General features: G+C 74.8%; 11 protein-coding genes. 6 read left to right on the top strand and 5 right to left on the bottom strand.

Annotation, left to right across the window (positions count from 1 at the left end; translation table 11 throughout):
* Positions 1 to 189: 189 nt before the first annotated feature.
* From addB to ABD067_RS15350, 4 genes are all read left to right on the top strand, one after another.
* Positions 190 to 3324, top strand: coding sequence for a double-strand break repair protein AddB (addB, locus tag ABD067_RS15335; RefSeq protein WP_343896218.1), 3135 nt, complete (start codon positions 190 to 192; stop codon positions 3322 to 3324).
* Positions 3321 to 6869, top strand: a complete 3549-nt coding sequence (gene addA / locus ABD067_RS15340; protein WP_343896219.1) for a double-strand break repair helicase AddA — start codon at positions 3321 to 3323, stop codon at positions 6867 to 6869. Before addB ends, addA begins: the two co-directional genes overlap by 4 nt.
* Before the next feature lie 114 nt (positions 6870 to 6983).
* On the top strand, positions 6984 to 7316 hold the full coding sequence (gene trxA / locus ABD067_RS15345) for a thioredoxin TrxA (RefSeq protein ID WP_343896220.1): 333 nt from the start codon (positions 6984 to 6986) through the stop codon (positions 7314 to 7316).
* A 312-nt stretch (positions 7317 to 7628) separates the two neighbouring features.
* Complete coding sequence (locus ABD067_RS15350) at positions 7629 to 8516, top strand: DMT family transporter (RefSeq protein WP_456305252.1); 888 nt, start codon at positions 7629 to 7631, stop codon at positions 8514 to 8516.
* Between the two features lie 313 nt (positions 8517 to 8829).
* Here the strand turns inward: ABD067_RS15350 and ABD067_RS15355 are convergent, their stop codons facing one another.
* The 4 genes from ABD067_RS15355 to ABD067_RS15370 all read right to left on the bottom strand — a co-directional run bounded on the left by ABD067_RS15355 (position 8830) and on the right by ABD067_RS15370 (position 13009).
* Complete coding sequence (locus ABD067_RS15355; protein ID WP_343896222.1) at positions 8830 to 9159, bottom strand: hypothetical protein; 330 nt, start codon at positions 9157 to 9159, stop codon at positions 8830 to 8832.
* Positions 9160 to 9212: 53 nt separating this feature from the next.
* Complete coding sequence (gene fahA, locus ABD067_RS15360) at positions 9213 to 10553, bottom strand: fumarylacetoacetase (protein WP_343896223.1); 1341 nt, start codon at positions 10551 to 10553, stop codon at positions 9213 to 9215.
* Between the two features lie 8 nt (positions 10554 to 10561).
* On the bottom strand, positions 10562 to 11911 hold the full coding sequence (hmgA, locus tag ABD067_RS15365) for a homogentisate 1,2-dioxygenase (protein ID WP_343896224.1): 1350 nt from the start codon (positions 11909 to 11911) through the stop codon (positions 10562 to 10564).
* A 477-nt stretch (positions 11912 to 12388) separates the two neighbouring features.
* Positions 12389 to 13009 (bottom strand): VOC family protein, encoded by a 621-nt coding sequence (locus ABD067_RS15370; RefSeq protein WP_456305254.1) that lies wholly within the window; start codon positions 13007 to 13009, stop codon positions 12389 to 12391.
* Positions 13010 to 13307: 298 nt separating this feature from the next.
* On the opposite strand from ABD067_RS15370, the gene ABD067_RS15375 reads away from it, so the two are divergent.
* Positions 13308 to 13838, top strand: a complete 531-nt coding sequence (locus ABD067_RS15375; RefSeq protein ID WP_343896225.1) for a gamma carbonic anhydrase family protein — start codon at positions 13308 to 13310, stop codon at positions 13836 to 13838.
* A gap of 156 nt (positions 13839 to 13994) precedes the next feature.
* On the opposite strand, the gene ABD067_RS15380 is transcribed toward ABD067_RS15375, so the two are convergent.
* On the bottom strand, positions 13995 to 14606 hold the full coding sequence (locus ABD067_RS15380; protein ID WP_343896226.1) for a LysE family translocator: 612 nt from the start codon (positions 14604 to 14606) through the stop codon (positions 13995 to 13997).
* 992 nt (positions 14607 to 15598) lie between these two features.
* On the opposite strand from ABD067_RS15380, the gene ABD067_RS15385 reads away from it, so the two are divergent.
* Positions 15599 to 16798, top strand: coding sequence for a PQQ-dependent sugar dehydrogenase (locus ABD067_RS15385; protein WP_343896227.1), 1200 nt, complete (start codon positions 15599 to 15601; stop codon positions 16796 to 16798).

Below are 16798 nucleotides of genomic sequence, written 5' to 3' on the forward strand. Positions count from 1 at the left end.
CGCCGCCCAGGCCGGCGCTGACCCGATCCCGCTTCCCCGCCGCCAACCCGCACCGTAACGACGCACGATGGCCCTCTTAATCTGGTAGCCTCGACTCCAAGCCGACCGCTATCCGGGCGAAGGACAGCCACGAGGCCGCATGAAGCGCTCGCCACCCCACTCCCCGGACCGATCCTGACGCGAGCGGCAATGCCATTCAGCCTCTACGACATCCCGGCGCACCTGCCCTTCCTCGACTGCCTGGCGCAAGGCGTGCTGCGCTCGGTGCCGGAGCCGGAGCGGCTGTCGCGCGTCACCATCCTGCTGCCGACCCGCCGCTCCGCCCGCGCGCTGCGCCTCGCCTTCCTGCGCGCCGTCGCCCCGGAGGGCGCCGGAGCCGACGACACCTCCCCGCGCGCCCTGCTCCTGCCGCGGATGCGCGCGCTGGCCGGCCTGTCCACGGAGGACGCGGACGAGTTGGCCCTGCCCGCGCTGCTCGACCTGCCCCCGGCGGTGGACCCGCTGCGCCGGCAGGCGGTGCTGGCCGGCTTCGTCCGCACCCTGCCCGCCTCCCGCGGCGGCCCGGCCACGCCGGAGCAGGCGTGGTCGCTGGCCGGGGCGCTGGCCACCCTGCTCGACGAGATAGCCCTCGAGGAACGCGACCTCGACCTGCTCGCCTCCAACCCGCCGGACGCGCTGGCCGACGCCTGGCTCGAGCGCCTCGCCGCCCTGGTGCCGGAGGAGCACGCCCGCCACTGGCAAATCACCCTGGTCTTCCTGCGCGGCGTCGTCGCCCAGTGGCAGCACTGGCTCTCTCAGCACGGCCTGCTCGACATCGGCATGCGGCGCGTGCAGGCGCTGCGCGTGCAGACCCGCGCCTGGGAAGAGTCGCCGCCGGAAGACCCGGTGATCGCCGCCGGCATCGGCGTCGGCGGCACCATCCCGGCCGCGGAGGAGCTGCTGCGCGTGGTGGCGACGCGGCTTCCGCACGGCGCCGTGGTGCTGCACGGCGTGGACCAGGCTTCGGCCGAAGCGGTGTGGGACGCCATCCGCGAAGCGCCGAGCCACCCCTTCTGCGGCCAGCAACGCCTGCTGCACGCCCTCGGCGCGCAACGCGAGGACGTCAAGCGCTGGCACGGCTGTCCGCAAGGCGAGGCGGTCGAGCGCGCCGTGCCCTCGGGTCGCCCCGACCTGATCGGCATGGCGCTCCGCCCCGCCGCCGGCCTGCCCGCGTGGCAGTCCCGCCGCCCCGCCCAATGGCGGAAGGCGATGGAGGGCCTGACGCTGCTCTCCGCACCCGACGCGCAGCACGAGGCCGCCGCCGCCGCCCTCGCGCTGCGCGGCGCGCTGGAGAAGCCCGGCGCCCGCGCCGCCCTCGTCACCCCCGACCGCGACCTCGCCCGCCGCGTCTCCGCCGAGCTGGCCCGCCACGGCATCGCCGCGGACGACAGCGCCGGCGAGCCCTTGGCCGAGACGCCCGCCGGCGCCTTCCTGCGCCTCCTCGCCCGCATGGTGGCCGCCGACTTCGCGCCAGTGCCGCTGCTCGCCGCCCTCAAGCACCCGCTCTGCGCCGGCGGGACCGAGCGCGGCGAATGGCTGCGCGACGTGCGGCGGCTGGAGCGCGCGGCGCTGCGCGGCACCCGCCCCGCCCCCGGCCTGTCCGGCCTGCGCGCCGCCGCCCGTGCCGGCCTCGCGCGCCGGGGCGAGGACACCGCCGCCGCCGTGCTCGCGGTGCTCGACCGCTTGGAGGGATGCCTCGGCGCCTTCACCCGGCTGCCCGAGTCGCCGTCCACGCCGCCGGCCGACCTGCTCACCGCGCACCTCGAAGCGGCGGAGGCGCTGGCCTCGACCGACCTGCTGCCCGGCGGCCACCGCCTCTACGCCGGCCCGGAGGGCGAATCGCTCGCCTCCCACCTCGCCGGCCTCGGCCCCGCCATGGCGTCGCTTGGACCGATCTCGCCCGCCGCCTGGCCGTCGCTGTTCGACGCAGCCATGGCCGGCGCCGCCGCCCCCTCCTTCCGCGGCACCCTGGGGCGCGACGGCGGGCCGCACCCGCGCGTGGAGATCCTCGGCCTCCTCGAAGCGCGCCTCCTCGCCTTCGACACCGTGGTCCTCGGCGCGCTGGACGAGACGGTGTGGCCGCTCGCCACCGACCCCGGCCCGTGGATGAGCCGCCCCATGCGGATCGCGTTCGGCCTGCCGGAGCCGGAAGCGCGCATCGGGCGCGTCGCCGCGGACTTCCTGCTCTCCGCCTGCTCCGCCCCGAAGGCCGTGCTGTCGCGCGCGGCCAAGCGCGGCGGCGCGCCGACCGTGTCCGCGCGCTGGCTCACGCGCATCGAGACCTTTCTCGGCGGGCAGACCGACGCCACTCACCCGGCCGGCCTCCGCCTGCCGCCCGAGCCCGCGATGCGCTGGGCCGCGCTGCTGGACCGCCCGGAAACGGCCGCGCCGTGCGAACGCCCGGCCCCGCGCCCGCCCGCGGCGGCGCGGCCGGACCAGATCAGCGTCACCGAGGTGGAAACGCTGATCGCCGACCCCTACGCCTTCTACGCCAAGCGCGTGCTGCGCCTCCGCCCGCTCGAACCGCTGGACGCGGAGGTGGGCGCCGCCGACTACGGCGAACTGGTCCACGACGCGATGGCCGGCTTCGTGCGCCGCCTCGGCGCCGTCTGGCCCGGCCGCGAGGCCGCCGAAGCGCAGTTCGCCAACGCCGCCGAGGCGGCGCTGCAAAAGGCCGGCGCGCACTCCGGCCTCGCCGCCTTCTGGCGCCCGCGCCTCCGCCGCATCGGCGCCTTCGTGGTCGCGCGCGAGGAGGAGCTGCGGGAGAACGGCGCCATCGTCCGCAGCCACACCGAAACCAGGGGCCGCCTCGAATTTCGCCACCCGGACGGGCGCGTCGTGTCGCTGTCCGCGCGCGCCGACCGCCTGGACCTCCGCGCCGACGGCACCTTCGCCATCCTCGACTACAAGACCGGCACCCTCCCCTCCGCCAAGGCGGTGCAGGAGGGGCACAAGCCCCAGCTCCTGCTGGAAGCCGCCATGGCCGCGAAGGGCTGCTTCGAGGGCCTGAAGGACGGCGACACGAGCGAACTCACCTACTGGCGCCTCACCGGCGGCCCGGAGCCAGGCGAGGTGCGCACCGTGATGCGCGAGGCGCACGCCATCGACGCCGCCGCCGCGCACGCGCTGGACCGCCTGCAAGGCTTGGCCGAGCGCTTCCTGTTCGGCGACGCGCCCTTCACCGCCCGCCCGCACCCGGGCCGCGCCCCGGCCGGCAGCGACTACGACCACCTTTCCCGCCTGGCCGAATGGTCCGGCGCCGAGGACGCGGAGGCCGGCGCGTGAACGCCCCGCTCTCCGCCCGCGCGCAGGCCGAACTCGCGCAGCACACCGCCTCCGACCCGCTGGTCTCCGCCTGGGTCGGCGCCTCCGCCGGCTCCGGCAAGACCAAGGTGCTGACCGACCGCGTGCTGCGCCTGCTGTTGCAGGAAGGCCAAGCGGCCAACCGAATCCTCTGCCTCACCTTCACCAAGGCGGCGGCGGCGGAGATGCAGACGCGCCTCGCCCGCCGCCTCGGCGCCTGGGCCTGCGCCGACGACGCGCTGCTGGACGCGCAGCTCCAAGCCCTCGGCTGCGAGCCGGGCGAAACGCTCCGCCGCCGCGCCCGCCGCCTCTTCGCCGAGGTGCTGGAACTGCCCGGCGGGATGCGCATCTCCACCATCCACTCCTTCTGCCAGTCGCTGCTCCGCTCCTTCCCGCTGGAAGCCGGCCTGCCGCCGCAATTCGCCGTGCTGGAGGACGCCGAAGCCGCCTCCCTGCTCGCCGACGCCCGCGAAGCCGTGCTCACCGCCGGCCAAGCCCCGCCCGAGAACCTGGGCCTGCTGGCCGGCCTGATCTCGGCCGACGACTTCTCCGGCGTGCTGGGCGAACTGATGCGCGAGCGCGAGCGCATCGCCGCCTGCATCAACGGCTGCAACGGCGTCTCCGGCCTGCGCCTGCGCCTCGCCCGCGCCATCGGCCTCCCCGACGGCGAGGAGGACGCCGCCTCCGCGGTCGCCGCGCTGTGCCGCGTGCCGGACGAGGTCGCGCGCGCCGCCGCGGCGCTGGTGAACCACAAGAACAAGAAGCCCCGCGACCTCGCCGCCGGCATCCGCGCCTGGCTCGCGCTCGACGGCGACGAGCGCGCCGCCCGCTGGCAGGACTGGCACGGCCTGTTCTTCACCAAGGACGGCAAGGTCCGCGCCGAGGTCGCCGCCGAAGCGGCGATGGCGGCGGAAGCGGAGCGGCTGGCCGAGGCGCAAGGCCGCCTCGCCGCCTGCCGCCTCCTCTCCGCCACCGAGGCCCTGCTCGCCCTCGCCCACCCTGTCCTCGGCCACTTCGACACCCGCAAGCGCGGCGCCGGCCTGATGGCCTACGACGACCTGATCGCCCACGCCGAGCGCATCCTGCGCGACCCCGGCAGCGCCTGGGTGCTGTTCAAGCTGGACGGCGGCCTGGACCACGTCCTGCTGGACGAGGCGCAGGACAGCAACCCGGCGCAGTGGCGCATAGCCGCCGCGCTGACGGAGGAGTTCTTCGCCGGGCAAGGCGTGGAATCCCGGCGCGCCCTGTCGGAAGCCGAAGCGATGCGCCGCCGCTCCGTCTTCGCGGTGGGCGACATCAAGCAGTCCATCTACGGCTTCCAGGGCGCCGACACCGCCGGCTTCGGCACCTGGGGGAGCACCTTCGAAAACCGCGTCCGCGAGAGCGAAGGCGAGTTCCGCCAAGTCCCCCTGACCACCTCCTTCCGCTCCACCGCGCCCGTGCTCGCGCTGGTGGACGCGGTGTTCGCCTGCGACCAGGCCCGCCGCGGCGTCGTCCCGGACGGCGCGCCCCCGCTGCTCCACCGCGCCGACCGCGAAGGCCACGCCGGCGCCGTGGAGCTGTGGCCGCTGCTCCGCCGCGCCACGAAGCCCAAGCCCCTCCCCTGGCACGTGCCGGAGCAGCCGGAGCAGGTGGCCGACGCCCCCACGCTGCTCGCCGAAGCCGTCGCCGCGCGCATCGCCCACATGCTGCGCCACGAGCGCCTGCCCGCCCGCTGCGTCCGCCGCCGCTGTTCCGCGACAGGCGCGGAAACGCTGGAGTCCCGCCCCGTCCGCCCCGGCGACGTGCTGGTGCTGGTGCGCCGCCGCACCGCCTTCGTGCAGCGCTTGGTGCGCGCGCTCAAGGAGCGCAACGTGCCGGTGGGCGGCGTGGACCGCCTGGAACTGGTGGAGCAGATCGCGGTGCAGGACCTGCTCGCGCTCTGCGACGCGCTGCTGCTGCCCGAGGACGACCTCCAGCTCGCCGCGCTGCTGAAGTCGCCGCTGGTCGGGTTGTCCGAAGACGCGCTGTTCGCCCTCGCCCACAACCGCGCCGGCCCGCTCTGGGCGGCGCTCTCCGCCAAGCGCGGCGCGGACACGTCGGAAGGCCGCGCGGCGGAGTGGATCGCCTCCCTGCAATCCCGCGCCGACCTCGTCACCCCGCACGCCTTGCTGGCGGAGGTGCTGGGCGAACCCTCCCTCGGCCCCGCCGGCGGGCGCGGCACCAGCGGCCGGGCGCGGCTCCTGGCCCGGCTCGGCCCCGACGCCGCCGACCCGCTCGATGAGGTGCTGAATGCGGCGCTGGCCTACGAGCGAGCCCACCCGCCGAGCCTGCAAGGCTTCGTCCACTGGCTCCGCCGCGGCGGCGCGCAGGTGAAGCGCGAGGCGGAAGGCGGCGCCGACGCGGTGCGCATCATGACCGTCCACGGCGCCAAGGGCCTCGAAGCGCCCGTGGTCATCCTGCCCGACCTCGGCGCCGGCAACCCCAAGCAGGTGGTGCGCTGGACCGCCGCGGAAGGCGGGATCGAACTGCCGCTCTGGGCGCCCCGCGCCCGCCAGGACCACCAGCCCCCCGCCTACGCCCGCGTGAAGGAAGAGGACGACCGCCGCCGGCAGGAGGAGGAGAACCGCCTCCTCTACGTCGCCCTCACCCGCGCCGAGGACCGCCTGCTGGTCTGCGGCATGGGCGAGCCGGACCCGGAAAGCTGGCACGGCAAGGTCGCCGGCGGCTTCCGCCGCTTGGCGGAGCGCGGCGCCGCCCAATCCGCCTTCGACCACCTCGCCTTCGGCGCCCCCGCCGCCTGCGACTTCGGCGCCGAGCAGGCGTGGCGCCACGAATGCCCGCAGCGCCTCGACCCGGTGGAGGACCGCGCCGCGGCGGAGGCGGCGGAGGACGCGGCGGAGGCGCTGCCGGATTGGGCCATCCGCCCGGCGCCGCCCGAGAGCGCCGAAACCGTCATCACCCCCGCCGCCCTGCCCGGCGAGCAGGAAACCCCGGCCGCGTCGCCGCACGGCCGGGCCGATCCCTACGGCCGGCGCTTCCGCCGCGGCCGCTTGGTCCACGCCCTGTTGCAGCACCTTCCCGAGCGCGACCCGGCCGAGCGGGACGCCGCCGGCCGTTGCTTCCTTTCACGCCCAGGCCACGGCCTCTCCGACGACGAGCAGGCCGAACTGCTGCGCGAGGTGCTCGACATCGTGGAAACCCCCGCCCTCGCCGCCGCCTTCGCCCCCGGCAGCCTGGCCGAAGCGCCCATCGTCGGCCGCGTCGGCGGGCAACTGGTGTCCGGCCAGGTGGACCGGCTGGCGGTGGAGCCCGACCGGGTGGTGGTCCTCGATTACAAGACCAACCGCCCCCCGCCGGAAACGCCCGACGAGGTGGCCCCGATCCACCTCCGGCAGATGGCCGCCTACCGCGCCGTGCTGCGCGCCGCCTTCCCTGGCCGCGAGGTGGAATGCGTGCTGGTCTGGACCTACGGCGCCCTCGTCATGACGCTGCCGCCCCATCTTTTGGACGCCCACGCGCCGGCCGCCGGCGGCGCCCCCGCATGACCGCGCCGCATGGCTGGCCCATGCCGCGGGGTGCTTGACCGCAAGAAGCCGCCATCCGAATTCGGACGGGACGCGGGGCCGATCCGGGCCTCCGGAAGAGGGCGACCCAGCCGCATGAGCGAACTGACCAAGGCCGTCACCGACGAGAGCTTCCGCCACGACGTGCTGGAAGCCCCCGGCCCCGTTCTGGTGGACTTCTGGGCCGAGTGGTGCGGCCCCTGCAAGGCCGTCGCCCCCATCTTGGACGAACTGGCCAAGGACTACGCGGGCAAGCTCACGGTGGCCAAGATGGACATCGACGAGAACCCGATGACGCCGAACGAGTACGCGGTGCGGGGCATCCCGACCATGCTGCTGTTCCGCGACGGCAAGCTGCTCGACCAGAAGGTCGGCGCCATGCCGAAGGGCGCCCTCAAGGGCTGGATCGCCGACAAGCTCGGCGAGTAGCGGGCGGACGGGCCGCCCGGGACGCGATCTGCCCCGGAACGCCCTTTGGCCTGCGACGGCCGATCGGCGCGCTCCGGCGCGTCGCTTCGACGAGTGTCTCCTTGCGCTCGGCCGGGCACGGCTCGGGAGGAGGTCTCCGGGCCATGCGCCGACCGCGTCCAGGATCGCAAAAGCCCGGTGCCGCCCGGACGGGACCAGGGGTTCAGGCGGCCCCTCGGCCGGCTTTCAAGCCGCACGCTCCGCCAACCCCGCCAGCGCGTCGATGCTGAACCGGTCCATCCGGCTCCGCCGCAGGCCTGGACGAGCATGACCGTGCCCCGGCCTCCCGCGTCGCTCCAGGGCGTTGGCATCCCGGCTTTGTTCGTGCTGCTGTGGAGCACGGGCTTCATCGGCGCCAGGCTCGGCCTGCCCCATGCCGGGCCGCTCACCTTCCTGGCGCTGCGCTACGCCATCGCCGCGGGGCTGCTCGCGCTGGTCGCGCTGGCGACGCGGGCGCCCTGGCCGCGCCGGCCGGCCGAGCTGGGCCACTACGCCGTGGCCGGGCTGCTCGTGCACGGGGTCTACCTGGGCGGCGTCTTCGTCGGCATTTCGCTCGGGGTCGAGGCCGGCGTTTCGGCGCTCATCGTCGGCCTCCAGCCGTTGCTGACCGCCGCGCTCGCCGGCGCGCTCCTCGGCGAGCGTGTGGCGCCACGGCAGTGGGCCGGGCTCGGCCTCGGACTGCTCGGCGTGGCCCTGGTCCTGGCCCGCAAGCTCGGCCAGGGGTCCGGCGACGCGCTGGGCGCCCTCGCCTGCGTCGCCGCCCTGTTCGGCATCACGGCCGGCACGCTCTACCAGAAGCGGCACGGCGCCGGCATGGACCTGCGCACCGGGAGCGTCGTCCAGTTCGCGGCCGCCGGCCTGGCCACCGCCCCGCTGGCGCTGCTGTTCGAGGACACCAGCGTCGAATGGGACGGCGAGTTCGTCTTCGCCCTGCTCTGGCTGGTGCTCGTGCTGTCGCTCGGCGCGGTGTCGCTGCTCTACGTGCTGATCCGCCGCGGCGCCGCGTCGCGGGTCGCCAGCCTGTTCTTCCTGGTCCCGCCCTGCACCGCGCTGATCGCCTGGCCGCTGTTCGGCGAGGCGCTGGGCCCCGTGGCCCTGGTCGGTATGGCGCTGACGGCGGCGGGGGTGGCGCTGGCGAGCCGCGGAGCGACCTCCCGGTGACGGGTGCAGCGGCGAGGACGGCCGCGGGCCGGCTGCGGCGGTCGAACGGCTCGGCGTCTCACCGCGCGCCTTCCGCCTTTCCAACCTGCGCACGGCCCGGGCGCTGCCGTCGCCGGCCATCTCGCCGGCGGCGCCGCGGGGGAACGGCTCCGCTGGCCCCAAGCGCCCCGAGCCCTTGGGCGCTTTGCCCACGCGGGGCCGGCGACCTCCGCCGCCACGCCGCGCGGTTGGCCGAGCTCCTGACGCAATCGCGTCCGCCGTCCCGACGGGAAGACGAGCGCGGAAGACCGCGCCCGCACCGCTTCGCCCGCGCTCAAGCGCCGCGGTGCGCGCCGGACGCACGGGCGGCGTACAGCCGTCGCAGCCGGGCGGCGTCGGCGTCGAGTTCGCAGTAGACGAAGCCGCCGAAGGCGCCGGCGACCAGGAAATGACCGCCGGCGAAGTTCTCGGCGCACCACCGCTCCAACGCGGCGCACGCCGACGCGGGGTCCGCGCCGAACGGAAAAGACGGCGCGCCGTACCGCGCGTCGATGGGATCGACGTAGGGCGCGGCCCCCTCGTGGCCGGGCACCAGCGCCGTTTCCCACCCGGGGAAGCCGCGGCGCTTGGCGTCCCGGAACTGCTCGATCGTGAGGCTGGCCATGCGGTTGTCCTCTGCCGGGCGCGGCGCCCCGCCGGGCGCCGGGGCGGTCGGGTTCAGGTGCTTTCGCCCGGCGCGGCCGCGCACGCCGGCGCGGGCAGGACGGAGCCGCGGCATTCGCCGAAGCCGATCGTGGCGAAGCCCTCCCGGCGGGCGCGGGCGCGCAGCAGCACCTCGTCGCCGTCCTCCAGGAAGCGCCGCTCCTCGCCGGAGGCGAGCCGGATGGGCTTCTTGCCGCCTTGCGTCGTCTCCAGGAGGCTCCCGCAGCCCTCCTCGCCCGGCGCGGAGATGGTGCCGGTGCCCAGCAGGTCGCCCGGCCGCAGGTTGCAGCCGTTGGAGGCGTGGTGCGTCACGATCTGCGCCGCGGTCCAGTACATGTGGCGCGCGTCGGAGAGCGCGAGGCGGTGCGGCGGCAGGCCCCGCTCGCGCAGGCCCGGCGTGAGCAGGAGGACCTCCAGCTCGAGGGCGAGCGCCCCTTCGCGCTGGTCGGCCTCGTCCCAGAGATAGGGCAGCGGCGCGGGGTCGCCCTCGGGCCGCGGCGGCTGCGCGGCGCGGAACGGCGCCAGCGCCTCGGGCGTCACCGCCCAAGGCGAGACGGTCGTGCCGAAGCTCTTGGCGAGGAACGGCCCGAGCGGCTGGTACTCCCAGCCCTGGATGTCGCGCGCAGACCAGTCGTTCAGCAGGCAAAAGCCCGCGACGTGCCCCGCCGCCGCGCCGATCGGGATCGGCTCGCCCAACGCGTTGCCGGGGCCGATCCAGACGCCGAGCTCCAGCTCATAATCCAGGTTGCGGGACGGGCCGTGGCTCGGCGCCGCCTCGTCCGCGCGCTTGCGCTGGCCGTTGGGGCGGCGGACCGGCGTGCCGGACGGCACCACGGAGGAGGCCCGGCCGTGGTAGCCGATGGGCACCCACTTGTAGTTCGGCAGCAGCGGGTTGTCGGGGCGGAACTGCTTGCCGACGTTGGTGGCGTGGTGGATGCCGACGTAGAAGTCGGTGTAGTCGCCGATGCGCGACGGCAGGTGCAGCGCGCACCGCGCCGCCGGGTGCAGGCAGGCCTCCGCCTCCCCACGCCCGGCGCCGCCTTCGGCGAGCAGTTCCGAGAGCCGTGCCCGCAAGGCGCGGCGCGGGCCCGCGCCCAAGGCGAAGAGCGCGTTGAGCGTCCCGCCCGCCGCGGCCTCGGCGGCCCGTGCCGCCTCGTCGGTGAACAGCCCGGCCGCGTGCGCGGCGGCGAGGTCGAGGACCATGTCGCCGATCGCCACGCCCCCTCGCGGCACGCCGCCGCCGGGCGGCGTGAACACGCCCAGCGGCAGGTTCTGGATCGGGAAGTCCGGGTGGCCGTTCGCGGAAGCCACCCAGCTCCGGAGCCCCGGGTCGTGGGTTTCGTCGATCTGTGCCATGGCGGCGCTCACCACTCGCGCCGGTTCGGGTCGAACAGCTTGCGCAGGCCGCGGCCGTAGCCGCCGTAGTCCTTCTGGAGTTGCTCGAGCCCGGCCGCGTAGGCGGTGACGCGCTGCATGAAGCGCGTCTCGAACATGAAGGCCATGGTGCCCTCCTGCTTGCGCGGCTTCAGCTCCGCCTTGCTCGCCCCCTCGAAGGCCTCCCGGTCCGGCCCGTGCGGCAGCATGGTGTTGTGGAGCGAGAAGCCGCCCGGCTCGAAGCCGCCGCCCGGCTTGGCGTCGTAGACGCCGTAGATGAGCCCCATGAACTCGCTCATGACGTTCATGTGGTACCAGGGCGGCCGGAAGGTGTCCTCGGCGACCAGCCAGCGGTCGGGGAAGATCACGAAGTCGATGTTCGCCGTGCCCGGCGTCTCCGAAGGCGAGGTAAGCACGGTGAAGATCGAGGGGTCGGCGTGGTCGAACAGGATCGGCCCGACCGGCGAGTAGCGGCGCAGGTCGTACTTGTAGGGCGCGTAGTTGCCGTGCCAGGCCACCACGTCGAGCGGCGAGGCCGGGATCTCGGCGGCCCACAGGCTCCCGCCCCACTTCACGGTCAGCCTGGAGGGCGCGTCGCGGTCCTCGTAGGCGGCCACCGGGGTGAGGAAATCGCGCGGGTTGGCCATGCAGTTGGCGCCGATCGGCCCGCGCTCGGGCAGGGTGAGGGCGCCGCCGTAGTTCTCGCACAGGTAGCCGCGCGCCGGTCCGTCCTTCAGCTCGGCGCGGAGCTTCACGCCGCGCGGAATCACCGCGACCTCCCCCGGCCCGACATCGATGACGCCGAACTCGGTCCGCAGCCGCAGGTCGCCCTGCTGGGGCACGACGAGCATCTCGCCGTCGGCGTTGTAGAAGTACTCGTCCTGCATGGAGCGGGTGGCGAAGTAGAGGTGCGCCGCCATGCCGGCCTGCGAGCCGGCGTCGCCGGCCGTCGTGACGGTCCGCACGCCCTCGACGAAGGACATGCCCTCGCGCGGCATCGGCACCGGGCTCCAGCGAAGCGGGGCCGGGGCCATCTCGGCCTCGGCGCAGGGGGCGGTGCGCCACAGGCCCGCGTCGGCCTTCCGGAACCCGCCCCAGTTCGCCACCGTGGGGCGGATGCGGTAGAGCCAGCTCCGCTCGTTGGCGGCGCGCGGCGCGGTGAAGGGCGAGCCGGAGAGCTGCTCGGCGTAGAGGCCGTAGGCGCAGCGCTGCGGCGAGTTGCGGCCGATGGGCAAGGCGCCCGGCAGGGCCTCCGTCTCGAACTGGTTGCCGAAGCCGGACAGGTAGTCCGCTTCCCCGCTGCCGGACTTCGCCGGGGTGAGCTGCTGCACGACGTTCATGGATGCCTCCTCCTCGTTCTCCGTTCAGGCCTCGGTCCGCTCAGCCCGGCACGGACCCCGGCCCGCCGCCGCTGTCCACGCACACGGTCCCGTCCGGGTCCACGCGCAGCGGCACGGGCGTCAAGCCGCACGCGCCCCCCGGCTCCAAAACCCCTTAGGCCGTCCCCGACCGCGAATTCGGCGCCGTGGTTGGAGCAGCGCAGGCGCTCCCCGTCCGCGCTGAGCACCCGCCGGCCGCGCCAGGTCAGCGGCAGGTACTGGCGCGGGCAAAGGTCTAGGTACGCCCGCAGCCCGGCGCCGCGCCGGACCACCAGGACGGCGACCTCGCGCCCGCCGGCGCGGCGGTAGCCGGCCGGGGCCGCGGCGCCGGCCGGGAAGTCCGACAAGCGGCCCAGCACCGGGCCGCCGTCGGGTGCTCCCGTGCCGGTCTCGGCGGCGGCCATCGTCAGGCGCCCCAGGACCGCCGTCGGCGCCGCGTCACTCGGCCGCCTCCCCGGCCTTGAGCACGCCGCGGCGGAGCTGGTCTTCCTCGATCGAGACGAACAGCGCGCGGAAGTTGCCCTCGCCGAAGCCTTCGTCGCCCTTGCGCTGGATGAACTCGAAGAAGATCGGCCCGACCACCGTGCCGGAGAAGATCTGCAAGAGCACCTTGGTCATCTTGCCTTCCTTTTCGCCGAGCGCGACCGCCCCCTCGCCGTCGATCAGGATGCCGTTCTTCCGCAGCCGCTCCAAGTCTTCGCCGTGCCCGGGCACGCGCTCGTCCACCCGCTCGTAGTAGGCGCCGGGCGGCGAGGGCATGAAGGCGAGCCCGTCCGCGCGCAGGCCCTCGACGGTGGCGTGGATGTCGCGGCAGTCGCAGGCGATGTGCTGGACGCCCTCGCCCTTGTAGGCGTGCAGTTTCTCCTCGATCTGGCTGTTCTCGTCGGCCGACTCGTTGATGGGGATGCGGATCTTGCCGTCGGGGCTCGTCAGCGCGCGGGAGAACAGGCCCGTGTACTCGCCTTTGATGTCGAAGTAGCGGATCTCCCGGAAGTTGAAGAGCCGCTCGTAGAAGCCGGCCCACACGTCCATGCGGCCGCGCGCGACGTTGTGGGTCAGGTGGTCGAGGTAGTAGAGCCCGTTGCCAGCCGGCTTGGGGTCGCGCTCCCTTGCCCACTCGAATTCCGCGTCTTAGGCGGAGCCCTTCGGGCCGTAGCGGTCCGCGAAGTGAGGTGCGGTCCCGCAACGCCGAGCGATTCCGCCGCGACACCGGGGCGCGCTCGGCGCTGGCCTGGGAGGCTGCGCTGCGGCTGTTGGAGCACGACCGCATAGACTACCGGTCCTGATCCGGCCGTGGCGCCGCGGCGCGCGGGGCGCGGCGGAGCCTCGGGCCGGGCGTGGTGGAGGAGGAGCAGGAATGCCGATCTACGAACTCGATGGACAGGCGCCCGACCTGCCGGAGCCCGGCCGCTTCTGGGTGGCGCCGGACGCGCACGTGATCGGCCGCGTCCGGCTCGGGGCCGACGTGGGCGTCTGGTTCGGCGCCGTGCTGCGCGGCGACGGCGAGCCGCTGGAGGTGGGCGAGCGCTCCAACGTCCAGGACGGCTGCATGCTGCACGCCGACCCCGGCTTCCCGCTGACGATCGGCCCGGACGTCACGGTGGGCCACCACGCGATCCTGCACGGCTGCACGGTGGGCGCGGCCACCTTGATCGGCATGGGCGCCGCGGTGCTCAACGGGGCGCGCATAGGGGCTGGGTGCATCGTCGGCGCGAACGCGCTGGTGACGGAGAACAAGGAGTTCCCCGACAACTCCTTGATCGTGGGCGCCCCGGCCAAGGCGGTGCGGACGCTCGACGGCCCCGCGGCGGAGAAGATCCGCGCCTCGGCGCTGCACTACGTCGCCAACTGGCGCCGCTTCGCCGCCGGCCTCAAGCGCATAGGCTGACCCGCGCGCAGGCAGGCCTCCCGCTTCGCGTTGCTGGCGTGATGCCGGTGGGGCTGAAGGGGCACGTGCTCGCCGTTCGCACCGGCGAAACCCCGTGCCGCGAACGCCCGGTTCGGGCAGGGAAACAGCGCTCCAGGCCAAGCCCCGCGACGAACCCTAACGCGACGCCACGGCCACCGCCGCGCCCGCCATCGCGGCGCCGCTGCCGCGGTTCACGGCGCGTACGGCGCGGGGCGAGGTGAGGAGCCGCCGCGCCCTCGCCGCCGCCAGCGTGTAGGCCGCCAGCACCGATGTCAGGATGGCCGTGCCCAGCAGCGCGATCTCGACGAAGCCCCGGAACGTGAGCGACGGCAGGTCCACCACCGTCGGCAGCAAGGCCAGGAAGAACACGATCACCTTCGGGTTGCCCAAGGTGATGGCCAGCCCGGCGAGGAACAGCCGCGCCCCCTTCTCCGGCCGGGCGGGTTCCGCACCGGGCAAGACGGCCGGCGCCGTCCAGAGCTTCCAGGCCAGGAACAGCAGAAAGGCCGCGCCGGCGTAGCGGATGGCGGTGAACAGCGCAGCGAAGGTCTCGGCCAGCAGCGCGAGGCCGCTCGCCGCCACCGCGAACCAGATCAGGTCGCCGAGGACGAAGCCTGCGATGAACTCCGCCGAGCCGCCGGGCCCGCGCGCCAAGGTCCGCGCCACCACCGCCGCGACGCCGGGGCCGGGCGAAGCCGTCGCCATCAGGTAGGCGACGGCGAAGACGAGCAATCCGGCGAAGTCCATCCGCGGGCGTCCTGTGTCGGGGACAGCGAAACCCTGCCGCCGCCCGCACCGCCGGGCAAGGCGGGCGGCGCGGGCGCTCCGTGGGCGCCCTGCCGACACGCCGCTCCGGACTTGACACGAAGAGGCCTGTGTAGGAATATATACCGGCTTGGGTGTCGGAAGGAAGAACGGGCGATGCCGCGAACGTCGCCGATCCCCGAGCTGGCCACCGGAGCGATGCGGGAAGCGCCGGTCCTCGGCTTCAGGGAACCGCCCCCGACGCCCCGAGCCGCCGGGCGCACTGCTTGGTCCAAGGCGCAATCCCGGGAATTCGGCTACTCGCCGAGCGCCTCCGCGCGCTTCATGGCGCCCCGGGGCGACACCCGGCCGGGCCGCGACGCGCCGCGCAGCACCCAACGCATGCGCGCCGGGCGAGGCCGATTCCTGGGCGGGACGCGCGTGCCGCCCGATCCGCCGCCACGCTCCAAGCGGACAGGGGCGGCGGCCCCCCTTAGCGAGAAAGACGAGCGCGAGGCGCCCACGGGCAAATTCGTCCGAAAGGAACCGCGACCGAGGCAAGCCGGAGGCGTGCGAGGCGCCAGCGGAGGATTCGTCCGAAACGCACCACGGGCGAAGAGAACCGGAGGGGCGAAGGGCCCCTCGGACCGCTTCGCCCGGAGCGGCCGCGTACAACCAGAGCGGCACGCACGCGAGGCATCCGGCGGCGATTCGTCCGAAACGCGCAGCCGACGGGGAGGCGGCGCGGGCCCCAGGCGCCCCCGCGGCATTTGTCCGAAACGCGCAAAGGCGCCCCATGACGGAGCGCGGCTGCGGCAAGGACCGGGAGCGGCGGCTCGGCGCGGGGCGCGCGAAAGGAAACGTTTCGTCCGAAACGCGCTGCGGGCAGACGCCCGACAGCAGGATGGCGGGGCAGCAAGGCGGAAGCGCGGGAAGAAGGCCAGGACCACGGACGCCCGGCCGAAAGGCCGCCGCGCCCCCGGGACCACGCGCCCGTGTCGGCGCTGCCCTCCGCGCCCTTGGCCGCGACGGCGCGGGTTGCGGCGCGGCCGGTCCGGCCCAACCTCCGCCCCATGCGCCGTTCCATCGCCCTTGCCATCCTGCTCCTGCCCCTGCTCGCCCTGCCGGGCGCGGCGCAGGAGCGGTCCTCCTCCGTCCCCTTCCGCGCCGTGGACTTCGCCACCGGCCTGGAACGCCCCTGGGGCGGCGCGTTCCTGCCGGACGGCCGTTTGCTGGTGACGGAGCGGCCGGGCCGGATGCGCCTGGTCGGCCGCGACGGCCGCGTGTCCGAACCGCTGTCCGGCGTGCCGCGGGTCGAGACGGGCGGCCAGGGCGGCCTGCTCGACGTCGCCCTGGCGCCGGACTTCGCCCGCACGCGCGAGGTCTTCTTCTGCCACTCCGTCCTGCTGTCCGAGGGCGCCGCCACGCGGCTGGTGCGCGCCCGGCTCGCCGGGAACGACTCCGGCCTGGAAGCGGTGACGCCGATCCTGGACGCCACGCCGGCGCAATCCTCCGGCCGCAACCACTACGGCTGCCGCATCGCCTTCGGCCCCGACGGCGCACTCTTCCTGTCCACCGGCGACCGCTTCAACACCAAGATGCGTGCGCAACGGCTGGACGACCTGGCCGGCAAGGTGCTGCGCGTGTCGCGCGACGGCGCGCCCTTCGCCGACAACCCCTTCGTCGGCAGGACCGGCGCGCGGCCCGAGATCTGGACGCTGGGCCACCGCAACCCGCAGGGCCTCGCTTTCAACCCGCGCACCGGCAGCCTGTGGGAGAACGAGTTCGGCGCCCGCGGCGGCGACGAGGTGAACGTCCTCCGCCCCGGCCGCAACTACGGCTGGCCGCTGGTGACGCACGGCGTCGACTACGACGGCAGCCGCATCGGCGAGGGCTCGTCCAAACCCGGCCTGGAAGACCCGATCCACATCTGGGTGCCGTCCGTCAGCCCCTCCGGCATGGCCTTTTACACCGGCGACGCCTTCCCCGCTTGGCGCGGCAGCCTGTTCCTCGCGGCGTTGAATCCGCCCGGCCTGGTGCGCCTGTCCACGGAAGGGGACCGCGTCACCGGCGAGGAGCGCCTGCTCTGGAACCGCACGCGGCTGCGGCAGGTGATCCAGGGCCCCGACGGCCTGCTCTACGTCCTCACCGACGAGGGCCGCGGCCGGGTGCTGCGCCTCGAACCCGAGCGCTGA

Origin of the sequence: Craurococcus roseus (genome assembly GCF_039523795.1) — a bacterium.
Classification (GTDB): domain Bacteria; phylum Pseudomonadota; class Alphaproteobacteria; order Acetobacterales; family Acetobacteraceae; genus Craurococcus; species Craurococcus roseus.